This window comes from Fictibacillus phosphorivorans (assembly GCF_001629705.1).
In the GTDB taxonomy this organism is placed as follows: domain Bacteria; phylum Bacillota; class Bacilli; order Bacillales; family Fictibacillaceae; genus Fictibacillus; species Fictibacillus phosphorivorans_A.
This window is the reverse complement of sequence record NZ_CP015378.1, coordinates 1245337-1259678: the sequence shown is the minus strand read 5'-3', so window position 1 is coordinate 1259678 and position 14342 is coordinate 1245337. Positions and strand designations below refer to the sequence as shown.

The following is a 14342-nucleotide window of genomic DNA, read 5'->3' as shown; positions in this document are numbered from 1 at the left end:
CCCTTTAATGTAGGGAGCCCTTCTATTCAGTCATCATAAAGTTTTTTGTGAGATCGGTATTTCTGAATGAAATTTTACTATCGCTTCGGCTAATTCTTTTCCGTGATCAAACATCATTAAATGTGTCGAGCTTGGGATAACGACGGTCTGACTGTAAGGTAATCCTCTCTTTGCCAGATCAATAAACGTTAAAGACTTTTGAAAATGATCTTCTTTTTCAGCAGGCAGAAATAGGATAGGAGACTGAACCTTCTTATACCAAGTTAAGAAATCAATATAATAGATTTCGGAAATGATCTTCATCATCGTTTCACCAGTAGTAATATTCCCTACTTTTCCATTATCTTTCAAACGCGGTTCATAATCAGCGATATAATTAGCTCGTTCCTTGTTCCATGGTAACCATTGCTCTTTATAAACCTTTTGATATTCTTCTACAGACTCGTAATCTGGATCTAATTGTCCTTCAAATTTAGCGAGATGCTCTTCTAAAGTCTCATCATAAAGTCCATGCTCACCCGAATCATTTATGATCGCACCATCTATATTAGCAAGTGACAAAACTCTATCCTGCCTCATCGCTGTAAAATATAACCCGACCATACATCCGTATGAGCTTCCTATGAGATGAGCTTTTTTAATCTCAAAATGATTCATGACACTCTCTAAATCATACGCCGTGTCTTCAAAAGTATAGCCATGATCGGGTTGATTAGAATTCCCATGTCCACGTAGGTCATAGCCTACTATTCTATAATGATTTTTGAGAAAGGGAATGAGGGGATGCCAAGCTTTAGCTGTTCCACCAAGGTAATGAATGAGCACCAACGTATCTCCGGAACCTCCATAATCATAACCTGTGAGCATGGTACCATCATGAGAACAGATCTTATGTTCTTCAAACTGAATCTCCATTTACTTTACCTCCTCTTTCATGCGCTTTTGCAGATTTGGTCTTGTACGAGCGTTGATCTCGCTCAATTTATTTTTAATATCAAGTTCTATATCTCTTTGAAAAAATGTTGCAAATTTGAAGAGATAAGCAATACTATCGGCAATTTCTTTTCCAATGTCTTCAGCTACTTCTTCCTTAGCGAGTTGAAATGCTCTTTCTCCATCTACACCTTCTTCTTTCATATCGTAAGCTCTATTTAACATTCTTCTTAACTCTTCAGCGATTTCTGCTATTTCAGTTGTTAATAGTAAATGATTAAGCAAGAGAGATTCGGTGCTTTTTTCAGCACTTTCTTGACTGATCTCCCAACCTTTTTGCAATTGAAATTCCTCTAACTCTTTATGTACTCTTTTCATATCTGACAATCCTCCCATTCTACACCTATCCCTCTACATACTTCTCCACAATTTTACATATCCCTTTTTATAATCTAAAATGATAGGATATACTGTTACCAGAAAATGGAGGAAAGATAATGGAACATAAAACGGCAGATCGACCAAATTGGAAAAGAGTAACAGACAAACATTTTGAAGTCACGCATAAGGTAACTTCTTGTTTCAAAGGGCATGTTACAGTTATTCATTTAAAGCAAGTTTCTGATCCTTTAGTCGTTAATTATAAAGAACATGAGGTATGTATCGCAGACACCGGTTATACGTGGATGCAACATTTTCCTGAGGAAGAGAAATACACGATTACAACGGTACTAGATAATACAGGTAATGTTGTTCAATTTTACATTGATATGTGTAACGACCATGGAGTGGATGAAAATGGAGTCCCTTGGTTTGATGATCTTTATTTAGACATTGTTATTCTTCCAGACAAAGAGCTCTTTCTTCTAGATGACAATGAGTTGATGGAAGCTTTCAAAAAAGGAAACATAAATAAAGATCAAATGAACCTTGCTCATGAGACAGCTCAAAAAATCATTTCAATGTACAAGGAAGGAAAATTTGAACAGCTTGAAACATGCATGGAGCACGCTGCAGAATGGACGCAAGAAAAAAGGTTCTCAATTAATTGATAGATTCTAAAAAAACCAGAGGGACATTATCCTCTGGTTCATCTATTTATTAACATTCTTATTCTTTTCTAAAAAACGTAAAGCATCTTCTACTTCATCCAAAACTTGTGACCCGATGATTCCTTCTTCTTCATCTAAAAAAGTAACTTGGAAATAACCTCCCTCACCCTGCGGAACATACCTCATTCTTACAAGTTCAGGCTGTTGATCTTCTTCTCTCCAAAACTCTAATTCTTGTTCAGGATTGTTCATCAATTGTTCGATTTGATCACTATTCATCAGTAAGACACCTCTAGATTACTCTCTTTAATTTAGTTATATACATTTTTACCCTAATTAAAAGCCTCTAAACCATTAGCAACATCCGACATTTCCTGGGGAATATTGTCTATGTCTGTTATTGCATGTATGAAGAAATACTTCCCCACCGTGATAGAGCTTCATCTGTACTTATTATTTCTGCAAATTCTTGATGAAGATGAGCAAGTGCAGACTCATGTACATCTTGAGCGGAAAACACGGTTCCATTATAAGAATGGATACTAAATGCAGCAGTAGCATCATGAATTAATGATACGCTATAACCATAGTTAGCCGCCATTCTTGTAGTTGTAGAGACACAATGGTTCGTCGTTAAACCAATAACAACAATGTGTTTAATCATCTCTTTCTCTAATGTCTCCTTAAGATCGGTTCCGATAAAAGCACTATTAACATTTTTAATAAACAAAGGTTCCTCTGTTTTAGGTTCGAATCCTGTTTTCAACTGATAACCTAATTTTGAAGGGTGCAATGGTGAGTTTTCGTTTTCTGATTGGTGCTGCACATGAAAGATCGGTAAACCAACCTCTCGAAATGCACCAAGTAATAAAAGCATATTCTCTTCAGCATTCGTATTGTTTCGTTCTCCCCAGAAATTTGTATCATCGAATCCTTTTTGGACATCAATAATAAGCAAACATGCTTTCACATTACAATCTCCTTATATTCAGAATGTAATTCTTAATGATTACATAACTTTTTCGCTTTGTCTTTTATTTTTCCTTCCGTACTATTTCAGATTATTCTTTCATATTTTGGAAGTAACTTAGACAAGTCCTATGAATAGGGGGAGCAGTTTTGAACGAGATCATGATATTGAGTATTCATTTTGTTATGCTTGGTATCAGCTTAGCTATTCCAATCGGCCCTATAAAACTTGAGATGATTAAACATGGATTATATGGGGGTTTTTGGCCATCTTGGCTCGTTGGGATTGGGGCAGTTTGTGCGGATTTTTTGTTTATGTCTTTTATATTCCTAGGACTTTCGCCTTTTCTACAAGAGAAATGGATAACAATCTGCATGCTGTTAATCGGCATTTTACTCTTAAGTTACTTAGGAATATCAACCATAAAAAATTCTGTTGCACCATTACCGTTATTAACAGAGCATACTATTGAACAGAAAAGACCTTTTTGGACAGGTTTTGTTATCGCTCTTATGAATCCCTATAATTTCATGTTTTGGTTCGGTGTTTATGGTGGTTCACTTCAAAGCATACCTTCTACAACAAGTGAACTCATAAGAATAGGGTTAAGTCTTTGTATCATTGCAGGGATTGTCATGTGGAACCTAAATGTAGCCTTTACCGTTCATTTTTTTCGTTCGCTGATCAATGAGCTGACGATTAGGTGGCTAGCAAGAATAGCTGGGATCGGTCTGATCGGTTTTTCCAGTTTCCTTGCTTATCGATTATATTCTTTACTTTTATAAACAAAGGCGCTGCATGAAAATCGCAGCGCCTTCTGTTTTACTTATCATATTTTTCTCGATCGGATTCCTTCTCTTCTTCCCTATCTAACTCTTCTTCATATTCCTCATGGTTTCTGTTTTGGACAACCTTTCTTTCATTTCCTGTTATGTCTGTAGCAACAAAACTTTCATATTCTTCTACAAACCCGTCATCATCATCAGAGTCTTCGTACATCTCGTTATAGTCTCTTTTGTCAGGATCAGTAAAGTCTGAAGGTGTTTCACTCGTACCATATTTAGCAACGGACTGCCAGGCATCTTCTCCGTCAAAGAACGTAGCATCTTTATTATCATTGCTTCTATTTTTATAATCTGGACCAATTACTTCTTCCTCAATTGGACGATCATCTGATGAATCTTGTCCAGGACTATGTTCTTTACAATACAGTGTAAAAGGGACTACTTCTAAGCGTTCTTTCACAATGTCCTCGCCGCACGTTTTACAGACTCCATATTCACCTTTATCAATACTCTTTAAAGCTGTTTCAATATCTTCTAGCTCTTTTTCATGTAAATCGTTTAAAGCAATATCTTTTTCTTTTTCAAATAATTCTGTACCAAGATCACCAGGATGATTATCATAATTCGATAGTTCACCCGTTGATTCTTTCGGAAATTCTGAATCATTACCAAAAGAGTCGTTTCTTTCTCTCATTCCTTTTATCTCTTCTTTTCGTGATAATAAGATTTGTTTAAAATGGTCCATTTCTTGTGTAGATAATGCCATGATTCAATCTCCCTTCCTACTTCGATATACCATTTCATACCCTTTATTCCGAATAATTATCCATCCTGTGTATTTTGCACCATAATCATGCATGCTATACTTAGCAACAACTCACTAGAACTTCCGTTTTTAATCCCCCATTTCTTTTTTCTTCTATTTCTTATTTATAAATCCAAATACCTATTTTTTAGCAAAAAATGTTCTAAAGTGTTGAAAAATTGCTTTTTTTCCAACTTTTTGTAAGGTATGCTAATAATATCTTTTTAAAAGTAATAGTAAGAAAGGCGGGGGAATTTGAAAATCTACGAGAATTTTGAAAAACGTTTATTGAAAAATTATGTGATTGGTTCAACCGCTGCTGTATTAGGAGTAGGAGGGGTATTTGTTTTTACTACACTCCGCTTATCAACGTTGGAATTTATGATATTGTGTGGTATTCTACTCACTTCTTGCATGATTATGTTTTCACTTGAATATGTGTTTTTTCGTATGCATACAGCTGTATTTAAGAATTACTTTTCCAAACAAAAACCTGTCATACAGCTTGCTGAAAAAACCTATTTTCACGCTCATCACTTTCCGATCAGAACGGTAAAACGAATTCTCGGTCCGCATCTGTTAGGACTATCCATACCAGCACTTTCTTTAACAGCTATTGCAATCTCACTTGATTATTTATCACTTCCCTATTATTACATGTATCTTGCCTCACTCGGAGCGATCTTAGTGGCAGGGATGCATGCCATTATTGAGTTCTTTTTAACAACGAAAGCCGTTCAGCCTGTACTTCGTTCTATCCAAGAACGAACACTGAAAGACCATGGAAAAATACTTTCTTTAGCAACATCAAAACATATATCTATTCAACGAAAGATTCAGTGGAGTACTTTATTTATAGGAACGTTTCCACTTCTTTTATTCGCACTTGCGAATCAAGTACGCTTATACCATCTTTCAGCACCAGTAAATGGATCGTATTGGAGCTGGGCTTTCTTTATCTTATTGATTGGTATTTCTTTTGCGATCTATGGAGCCTATTTGTTGTTTAAAGATATTCAACAGCCTATGAACGAACTTCAAGCAGGCATGTATGAAGTTCGTACCGGTAATTCAAACGCCAAAGTCAACGATCTGTACTCAGATGAATTTTCTAAACTCATAAAAGGTTTTAATCATATGGCGCAAGCGATACAATCTCGAGAGCATGAAAATAAACAGCTGCTTGAAAGTTTTTTTGCGACGATGGCTGCTACACTAGATGCACGTGATCCTTATACAGCGGGGCATAGCTTACGAGTTGCCGATTATGCGATGAAGATTGGTCAGATGGCAGGATTGCCGTTTCAACAATTGGTCCAACTTCGAAAAGCAGCTCTTTTGCACGATATTGGAAAAATTGGAATTCCTGATGTTGTTTTACTAAAAGAGGCCAAATTAACTTCAGAGGAATTTGAACAAATCAAAAAGCATCCAGTTATAGGAGCAGATATCCTTGCGCAAGTACAGCCTTTTGACGCTATGCAACCGCTGCTTCCAGGTGTTCGTTATCATCATGAACGTTACGATGGTAAGGGCTACCCTGAACAACTGGCTGGAGAAAATATTCCTATTTTCGGGAGAATCATCGCAGTTGCCGATGCGTACGATGCGATGACCTCAGATAGACCTTACCGAAAAGGGATGACTCACGAAAAAGCATTGGCGATATTGGAAGAAGGAAAAGGTACACAATGGGATCCATATTTAGCTCAACTTTTCATTGAAGAGATGTCATTAAAATCTATTTCTTAAACCAGGAGGTCTTTTTTGAATACATACGATCATTTTCCAGTTATTGAAACAGATAGGCTTAGATTAAGACCTGTAATAGAATCGGATGTAAAAGAAATATATGAAGCGTTCTCTGATGCTGACGCATTACAGTTTTATGGAATGGAACCTCTAAAAAAGGAAGAAGAGGCTTATGAGCTCATTCAAGCTTTTGAAAAAGGCTTCTCCACAGGAAGCTCCATACGGTGGGGAATCATTCTAAAAGAACAAGATAAGCTGATCGGAACGTGCGGGTTTCACAATTGGAGCAAATCAGATCGAAGAACAGAGTTGGGCTATGAACTAAACCGCGCTCATTGGCATAACGGATTCATGAATGAAGCGTTGCGAGCCATTCTTCATTATGGATTTAACGGAATGGAATTTAACCGAATAGCCGCTGTGATCCGACCAGAAAATAAGTCTTCCCGTTCACTAGTAACTAAACTCGGGTTTCATGAAGAAGCATTATTACGCGAACATCAAAGAGTTGGTGATCACTATTTTGATATGTATATCTATTCCCTCCTAAAAAAGAATGCCGATCTATACGAACAAGAAGCTAAGAGCATCTAGCTTCTTGTTTTTATTTTCTTCATCCTATGTTTCAAAGTAACTTAACTGAGGTATGAAAAGGAAAAAGGAGGTTTTTGATAATGGAACAAAAAGGAACGTTTTATGTAACGGCTAAAGGTGATTTGGAGCCACTTCCTACTGACGATCATGTTCATTATTTTGAAATTCAAGCATCCTACGATGAAAAACAACAGCTCGAGCATCTATTTGCTAAAATGCACGCAAACAATAAGCAAGAAGGCTTGGATATCTTCTCACCGAAAAGACACTTTTCTGAATCGCATGCTGAATATCATCGAGGAAAAGACAGCAAACTGGTTTACGAACTATTTAGATATCTCTACTTATTAGGAACCGAAAAGACAAAGCGCGAAATTGAAGAGATGGAAGTTTTACCAGAATTGTATGAAGCAAGCCACGACACAATCGAAAAAGTAAAATAGCACCGGAATTCTACTCCGGTGCCTTTTTCTTTAATTTCTATTCCCACTCGATCGTCCCGTCTTCTTTGACCCAAAACCTTACCATTCCAAGATCATCCAACGCATGCTTGATCGTGTTCGCTTTTTCTCGATAGCTGGGAGTGTCTGGGTGAGCAAGCACAAGGGTTTTAGCAGGGTTTTTTTCATGACTTTTTAGTAGATTCACAAGTTGCATGGAAAAATCATCTTGTTTCTGATAAGCAGTCAGTTCTGACAAATTTCCTTGAGCTGCAATCAGGAGAGTATGATATTCATTCTTTGCCATCAGATCTACTCCATCTGCCTTCATGCTATCTCCCGTTTCATAACCTTCACGTAATAAATAGGCTTCCACTGCTTTGATCACTTCCGTTTTGTTTAGAACAAATGCTTCATTAATATATGGATGGTCATGTAAAGCCAAACTCATCACTCCTTCTCATCTATAACAGCATTCGCAACACTTTCCTATTAATAGAGGGGTACTTAATTGTCGTATACCCCGATTTTTCACTCAAAAAACCGTCTATTAAGGAAATTCTTAAAGAAGAAACTTCTTTCCCCTTTCTACGTATTTCCTTTAAGATAGAAATAAGAAACTATAGTTGGGGGATTCATTTATGGCTCAAAAAGCTGAAAAACAAAACCAATCCCGCATATGGACTATCATTGCGGGAATCGGTTTATTTCTACTAAGTAAGTTAAAGTGGGTATTCAGCCTACTGAAATTAGGAAAATTTGCTACACTCATCTCTATGTTCATATCTCTTGGAGCTTACGCGGCGTTTTATGGCTGGAAATTCGCAGTAGCCATCGTTTATTTAATTTTTGTGCATGAGATGGGCCATTTAGTTGCGGCTAAACAAAAAGGGATTAAAACATCCCCGGCGATTTTTATCCCGTTTATGGGTGCCGCAATCGGTATGAAAGAAATGCCTAAAAATGCTAAAGATGAAGCTTACATTGCATATGCAGGACCTTTGTTCGGATTATTGTCTTTCTTACCAGCTGTGTTTTTGTATGAAACGACTGGAGAACCATTTTGGGGCTTGGTCATCTTCTTAGGGGCTTTAATCAATCTATTTAACTTGTTTCCAGTCTCACCACTTGATGGGGGAAGAATCGTCGGAGTCCTATCTACTAAGATCTGGTTCATCGGTTTATTGCTAGTAATCCCATATTTGTTCATCTCACCGGATCCAATCATTTTCTTAGTCTTTATTTTCGGTATCTTAACTTGGTGGAAACGAGTACGTGAAGACTTTGAACAAGATAAACTAAAAGAAACACTTACGCTATTTCAATCAGAACAAGACAAACTCACAGAGATTAATCAAGAGATGGATGAGTACAAGGACATGCCTAACTTTGGTTATATCATCGGTACTTACTTAGAAGATGTGCGCGTTGCAAAAGATAGACTTAAACGAAACATGCCAACCGGGTATTCGTTCCCTGTTCTGCAGGATAAGAAGAAAATTCGTAAACATCGTACATTAGTGGAGATTGAAATTTTAAACAATCGTGAACGTTTCTTACAAACACTCTTAAAAGAATATGAGAGCAATCAACGTCAGAGAGAGTATATTCATAACATGTATCAAGAAGCTGATCCTGAAGAAATGGCAGCAATAGAGGAACTTCCGAACTTTAGCCACAGCAACCTATTTGAGGCATATGAACAAAGTTTGTTAGCTGAAAAAGCTAAAACGGAAAAACAATTTGAACAAACGAAAAACTATTACGTATCAAACACAAAAACAAAAGTCATCGTGTTGATCATGTATCTATTATTAGCAGGAGTGTTATCCGCATTTGTTGTTTACGGAAATCAACTTATGGATGCAAACCGTTTCTTAATCAGTTAGATTACTTTACACCTCTTATATAGAGGTGTTTTTTTATACCCTTCTTTTTACCTGCACGATTTTATTTCTAGTACATTGGCTTTAGATATTCAAAACATACAGAGGGCTTTTCGACTTATCTTTCTGATAGATAAAAGGAATGCCTCACCCATAACACGAATGGTGTAGAAAAAGAGAAAAAGGAGCGAAGATCACGATGCAAAAATTTCTTAAAGTCCTATTTTCACTCGCTGTTATTTTTGGTATCTTTTCAAACACAGCTTCAGCAGAAAAAGGAACACCAGAGAAAGATATTGTAGGAAGTGACATGTATGTGAATGTTGCTGCAGCAACCCTTTGGGTAGGACCGAATGCGGCAAGACCGGTAGATCAGGCATCCGTTGCCCAACCTGTTGACTTACGTAGCTGGACAACAAGTATGACATACGAAGAAAAGCTTTGGTTAGTTGGTGAGCTTGAAACACAAGCATTATACGGTCAAAAAGTACATATTTTAGAGCAACAAGGTGACTGGGTAAAAGTTGCGGTCTACGGCCAGCCTACTCCTAGAAACGAGCTCGGCTACCCAGGATGGATGCCACTGGCACAATTAACTTATTCTGACCATTTCAAAAAAACCGAAGGAAAACATTTTGCATTGATTACAAGTCCTACAGCGTGGCTTTTTAAAGGGCCATTCGGGCACAAAAAAGATCTTGAAATAAGCTATAACACAAAGTTACCTGTCATTAAAAAATTATCAAAAACAATTGCTGTTCTAACCCCTGAAGGAAAAGTGCGCTGGCTTGATGCGAAAGACGCAAAAGTATACAAAAGTGAACGTGATATTCCTGTACCAACTGGAGAAGCTCTTGTAGAAGAAGGTAAGAAATTTCTCGGTCTTCCCTATTTATGGGCTGGTGCATCAGGATTTGGATTTGATTGCTCTGGATTTACTCACACCATCCATAAAGCAAATGGTATTACGATACCACGAGACTCTGGACCACAGTCTAAAGAAGGCTTGATCGTTGATAAAGATCAACTGCAGCCAGGTGATCTAATGTTCTTTGCTTATGATGAAGGAAAAGGACGCGTTCATCATGTTGCGATGTACGCAGGAAACGGTATGATGATCCACTCTCCAAATACGGCTTCTACAGTAAGACTCGATCCGATCTCAGCTCCTGCATATGCAGTAGAGTTCTCAGGCGCAAGAAGATATATTCCACAACAATAGCAAAAGGCAGAGCACAATCAAAGGTGCTCTGCCTTTTTTTCTCGTTATCTCATATTATTCTAAACCATCTATTTCGATCTTCGTTACAGGTAAGAACGCTTCCCCTGTATTTTGATACGTAACATTAACTTTATCTTGTTCTTTTAAATAGATCGCTAACGGGTTACTTTCTGAAGAGACGATATAGCTCTTACGGTTATTCAATAAGAAGGATACGATCGTATAATCTCCAACTTTTTCTTTATAAACACGCAGGACGTTTCCTGATATTTGTTTTTCTTCCGCATTCGAAGTTCCGTCCACAGATCCTCCGCCTCTTTGTAATGCTGTTTTATATTGTTTTATTGCAGCATTCGGTGTATTGGCATATACAGAGATCTCTGGATTTGCGGCAGAAACGATAAAATAGTTCTGCAAGAATCCATTCGAATCAAGAACCGGGGTCAGCCAGCTTGCTTCTCCATAAAAGTTGTAGAGTACAGGCATCTCTCCATCCCATTTTTTCTCGATAAATTTCTTTTCAATGATCTCTAAAGCTCCTTCAGAATCCATATAAGACTCTTCAAGATTACCAGTGTAATAGGTTGCCTTCCCCGTTCTTGCATCTGTTAAAGAATAACCAAGCATAGAGTCGACTCCCTCTTTCGGACTTGTGAAGTCGGTAAAATAAAACATATCTCCATTCTCATCAAAAATTGGACTTACGTTAGCTTCCGTTCCTTCATCAGACGGTAGTTTTACATCCTTTTTACCGAATTTGCTGTTCAAGAAACCATGCACATAGTTACCAAAGTAACTGTTTTGCAAACTGACTGTTTCTGGAGATACAGCTCCATCAATAAAGGCTGGAATATCCTTGATCAAATATTTCTTTGTATTTCCATTTTCCGGATCTGTTACAACAATACCTTCTACTTTAAAGCCGTTACGAGCTGAGATGAACTCTCCATAGGAGCGAATGTAGAACGGCTTTCCGTCATCATCGATCTCTAGTTGTGGATCTCCGTAGAAAATGTATTCTGGAAAACTTGAACGCATGTGACGTTCAACGTTCTTATTAAAATAAGAAGAGGGTGTGTAGCTCATCTCAGATTTAATAAACTTTGGATTGGCTGAAGAATCAGTCGCGCTTAATGTAAAGTATCCTGGTGTCACTTCACCGTTCCACCACTTGAAAAGTCCTGAGAACTCTACGGGTGCGATATATACATATTTACCATCCACTTTTTGAATCTGCAGATTTCCTAATTCATAAAAGCTCGTGTTTGGCACTTGACCAAACGACTTTCTCATTTTATTTCTTGCAAATTTTGGCGGAACACTTGCTGGAGTTTCATTCTCATCAAACGATTCGATCTCTGTCTTTTCAATCATTTTAGATGCCTGATATTTTTCATCTGCGTTGAACAATCCGGCAGAAAGAAAATAGATGCCTACAATCAAGCTGATAAGAAATAAGACTACCTTGATCAACCTTTCTTTACCTGTTGCAAAGAACGCACCAATCGCAGTCACAATAATTGCTAAAATCCAAATGGAAGAAAAATTACGATCAAGATTCGTTATATAATAGAAAACAAATATAACAGGAATGGTACATATAACGATACCAATCATGGCACCCGTAAGATTATTTTTCTTTTCTTTTTTTACAGGCTTTTTGTTGCTAGAGATCGGAAATATTACCAATGCTGCAGCAAGCCCCACAATGATGGAAAATAACAAGATGTTCATAAACTATCCCCTTTTTTAACATTTACTTCTTAACCCTATTAACCAATACGAGTGAATATGTAAAAAGTTCCATTACAAATTTTTTGATGAGAAAAACTTAGAATTACACGCACCTACCGTTATGTTTTTGCTTTATAATGGAATAAAAAGGATGTGAGGGATTTGTCCCTTAGGTTTAGGTTATTAGGCTATTCTTTACTAGTCGTTATAGTGTTCCCTAACCTATTGCCGTTTTTAATTTCTAACTATCTACCTGAAGGCACAAGAGCTCCCGTCCAACTTCTACTTAATTTCCTTATACTTTTTATAGTGATTCCTTTTTTAAAACTCGCTTACCAAAAGAAAAATGCAGGAATCATTACGTTGTTCTTATTTTTAATTCTTTATCTTTTAACGATGTCTATCATTCCCTTTATAGGAGTTGTTACACAATGAAATACTCATCAAAAAAAGATTGGTGGCTTGGATTGGTCATCTGGGGCGCTGTTGGTTATGGGGCTTACATCAGTACATATGCATTAGTAACAGAAAAGGCAAATCTATTAGGAATATTAATTACGGTCATCATTAACCTTGCCTTAATTGGATTCATCAGTTGGCTTTGGTTTACGACTTATTACATTCTAGAAGAAAAGGAACTGATCATAAGAAGTGGTCCGATCAACAAAAAAATTCCCTATCGTGAAATTTCATCAGCACATAAGTCGCTGAATCCTATATCAAGTCCCGCACTCTCTTTGAAAAGAATTAATATTACGTACCAGTTTGGGATGGCTCTTATCTCACCAAAAAATCGAGATGAATTTTTACAAAAATTAAGTGAAAGATGTCCGAATGCAACAATCAAATATGATTAGGAGCTGCTATTAATGAATGAAACCTATCAAGCTGTTTTCTTAGATCGTGATGGAACGATCGGCGGTTAATATTAAAGTTTAAGAATACGATTACAATCCAACATGTGAAATAAAAACGCCTCGAAAAAATCGAGGCGTTTTACTTTTAAATGAGAAAGGATTGTACTGAAACATAAAGGTTTACAGCAAATACAAAAAAGCAGAGATAGCTGATCCACTTTTTCTTTTTTTGCCGTTCTTCAAATCCCATAACAAGTAATAATAATGCTAGTCCTAAAGAAGTAAAAGGAGTAATATCAACATTTCCTGTAGTTATGCTATAGAGAGCAAGTAATAAGACGGCAGCAGAGAAAGTAATTCTCAACTTACGAAGCATAGAAACCTCTCCTCTACTTTAGTGAATTCCTTTTTTCTTAAATCTACCGCCTTTTACTTCAGCGATATCTGCAATGGCTAGAAAGGCACTCGTATCAAACTCATCGACAATATCTTTGAGCTTTGCCTCTTCCAAACGAGTGATGACACAGAATACAACACCTTTTTCGTCACCCGTATACGCGCCTTCACCTTTAAGGTATGTAACGCCACGTCCTAAGCGATGAAGAATAGCGTCTCCGATTTCTTTATGGTTATCACTGATGATCCAAGCGGACTTGGATTCCTCAAGACCTGTAATCGTTAAGTCAATCGTTTTAAAAGCGATAAAGTAAGCGATCAAAGAATACATCGCTCTATCCCATGTGAAAACAAAACCTGCCGCGCCGAGAATAAAGATATTAAAGAACATTATAATTTCACCAACAGAAAAAGGCAGTTTGTTATTTGAGAGTATAGCTAAGATCTCTGTACCATCTAAAGATCCACCACTTCGGATTACCATTCCGATTCCAACTCCGATAAAGATACCGCCAAAAACAGTTGCTAATAATAAATCGTCTGTAAACGGTGGAACTGGATGCAATAGAGTAGTTGCGATTGAAAGAACGATGATTCCGTATAATGTTGAGAAAGCAAATGTTTTTCCGATCTGCTTATAACCAACAAAAATAAATGGTAAGTTCAATGCGAATAGAAAGAGTCCTAATTTTAATCCTGTTATGTGAGATAACATGATCGAGATACCAGCTATTCCACCATCAATAACATTGTTTGGGACTAAGAATATTTCGAGCCCCACAGCCATCAATATGGCTCCGAAAGTAATCAGGATGGCCCTTGTAGCGAGTTTTCCTTTCGTTAGCTTTCGGTGTTGTTTCTTGATCTGTTCCATGGCTTGCGTATTTGTAATCGCTTCTCCTGTCATAAGTGTACC

General features: G+C 37.2%; 16 protein-coding genes and 1 pseudogene. 8 read left to right on the top strand and 9 right to left on the bottom strand.

The genetic code is table 11. From position 1 onward, the window contains the following. Nucleotides 1-33 precede the first annotated feature (33 nt). Together ABE65_RS06490 and ABE65_RS06485 are read right to left on the bottom strand one after the other, a co-directional pair. Nucleotides 34-915, bottom strand: a complete 882-nt coding sequence (locus ABE65_RS06490; protein WP_066392636.1) for an alpha/beta fold hydrolase — start codon at nt 913-915, stop codon at nt 34-36. Next, nucleotides 916-1311: a hypothetical protein gene (locus ABE65_RS06485; RefSeq protein ID WP_066392628.1), complete on the bottom strand. Its 396-nt coding sequence runs from the start codon at nt 1309-1311 to the stop codon at nt 916-918. 119 nt (nt 1312-1430) lie between these two features. Between ABE65_RS06485 and ABE65_RS06480 the strand changes: the two genes are divergently transcribed. After that, nucleotides 1431-1985 carry a ribonuclease FAU-1 family protein gene (locus ABE65_RS06480; RefSeq protein ID WP_066392627.1) on the top strand — a complete coding sequence of 185 codons (555 nt, stop codon included), beginning with the start codon at nt 1431-1433 and terminating at the stop codon, nt 1983-1985. A 42-nt stretch (nt 1986-2027) separates the two neighbouring features. Here ABE65_RS06480 and ABE65_RS06475 read toward each other — a convergent pair whose 3' ends face one another. Both ABE65_RS06475 and ABE65_RS06470 read right to left on the bottom strand, forming a co-directional pair. Then, nucleotides 2028-2264 carry a hypothetical protein gene (locus ABE65_RS06475; RefSeq protein WP_066392625.1) on the bottom strand — a complete coding sequence of 79 codons (237 nt, stop codon included), beginning with the start codon at nt 2262-2264 and terminating at the stop codon, nt 2028-2030. 118 nt (nt 2265-2382) lie between these two features. Continuing rightward, nucleotides 2383-2955 carry a cysteine hydrolase family protein gene (locus ABE65_RS06470; protein ID WP_066392623.1) on the bottom strand — a complete coding sequence of 191 codons (573 nt, stop codon included), beginning with the start codon at nt 2953-2955 and terminating at the stop codon, nt 2383-2385. A gap of 149 nt (nt 2956-3104) precedes the next feature. Here ABE65_RS06470 and ABE65_RS06465 point away from each other — a divergent pair, with 149 nt between their 5' ends. Next, nucleotides 3105-3740 carry a LysE family translocator gene (locus tag ABE65_RS06465; protein ID WP_082861316.1) on the top strand — a complete coding sequence of 212 codons (636 nt, stop codon included), beginning with the start codon at nt 3105-3107 and terminating at the stop codon, nt 3738-3740. 37 nt (nt 3741-3777) lie between these two features. Here ABE65_RS06465 and ABE65_RS06460 read toward each other — a convergent pair whose 3' ends face one another. Then, a complete protein-coding gene (locus tag ABE65_RS06460) occupies nt 3778-4506 on the bottom strand; it encodes a TraR/DksA C4-type zinc finger protein (RefSeq protein ID WP_066392619.1) in 729 nt (242 codons plus the stop codon). 294 nt (nt 4507-4800) lie between these two features. Between ABE65_RS06460 and ABE65_RS06455 the strand changes: the two genes are divergently transcribed. The 3 genes from ABE65_RS06455 (at nt 4801) to ABE65_RS06445 (ending at nt 7334) form a co-directional block, all read left to right on the top strand. Continuing rightward, a complete protein-coding gene (locus tag ABE65_RS06455; RefSeq protein ID WP_066392616.1) occupies nt 4801-6297 on the top strand; it encodes an HD domain-containing phosphohydrolase in 1497 nt (498 codons plus the stop codon). 15 nt (nt 6298-6312) lie between these two features. Next, nucleotides 6313-6891, top strand: coding sequence for a GNAT family N-acetyltransferase (locus ABE65_RS06450; protein WP_066392614.1), 579 nt, complete (start codon nt 6313-6315; stop codon nt 6889-6891). 80 nt (nt 6892-6971) lie between these two features. Then, entirely contained in the window at nt 6972-7334 is a 363-nt protein-coding gene (locus ABE65_RS06445) for a hypothetical protein (protein ID WP_066392613.1), read from the top strand. A 37-nt stretch (nt 7335-7371) separates the two neighbouring features. On the opposite strand, the gene ABE65_RS06440 is transcribed toward ABE65_RS06445, so the two are convergent. Continuing rightward, on the bottom strand, nt 7372-7776 hold the full coding sequence (locus tag ABE65_RS06440; protein WP_066392612.1) for a hypothetical protein: 405 nt from the start codon (nt 7774-7776) through the stop codon (nt 7372-7374). A gap of 196 nt (nt 7777-7972) precedes the next feature. On the opposite strand from ABE65_RS06440, the pseudogene ABE65_RS22400 reads away from it, so the two are divergent. Continuing rightward, nucleotides 7973-8525, top strand: a pseudogene (locus tag ABE65_RS22400) (site-2 protease family protein); the annotation flags it as partial. Between the two features lie 891 nt (nt 8526-9416). After that, complete coding sequence (locus ABE65_RS06430; RefSeq protein WP_066392609.1) at nt 9417-10439, top strand: C40 family peptidase; 1023 nt, start codon at nt 9417-9419, stop codon at nt 10437-10439. Nucleotides 10440-10493: 54 nt separating this feature from the next. Here the strand turns inward: ABE65_RS06430 and ABE65_RS06425 are convergent, their stop codons facing one another. Continuing rightward, entirely contained in the window at nt 10494-12173 is a 1680-nt protein-coding gene (locus ABE65_RS06425; RefSeq protein WP_066392608.1) for a hypothetical protein, read from the bottom strand. A gap of 431 nt (nt 12174-12604) precedes the next feature. On the opposite strand from ABE65_RS06425, the gene ABE65_RS06415 reads away from it, so the two are divergent. Then, nucleotides 12605-13030, top strand: a complete 426-nt coding sequence (locus ABE65_RS06415; RefSeq protein WP_066392602.1) for a PH domain-containing protein — start codon at nt 12605-12607, stop codon at nt 13028-13030. 145 nt (nt 13031-13175) lie between these two features. On the opposite strand, the gene ABE65_RS06410 is transcribed toward ABE65_RS06415, so the two are convergent. Further along, complete coding sequence (locus tag ABE65_RS06410) at nt 13176-13406, bottom strand: DUF3953 domain-containing protein (RefSeq protein WP_066392600.1); 231 nt, start codon at nt 13404-13406, stop codon at nt 13176-13178. Nucleotides 13407-13424: 18 nt separating this feature from the next. Beyond that, nucleotides 13425-14333: a YitT family protein gene (locus tag ABE65_RS06405; protein ID WP_370630092.1), complete on the bottom strand. Its 909-nt coding sequence runs from the start codon at nt 14331-14333 to the stop codon at nt 13425-13427. Nucleotides 14334-14342: the final 9 nt, after the last annotated feature.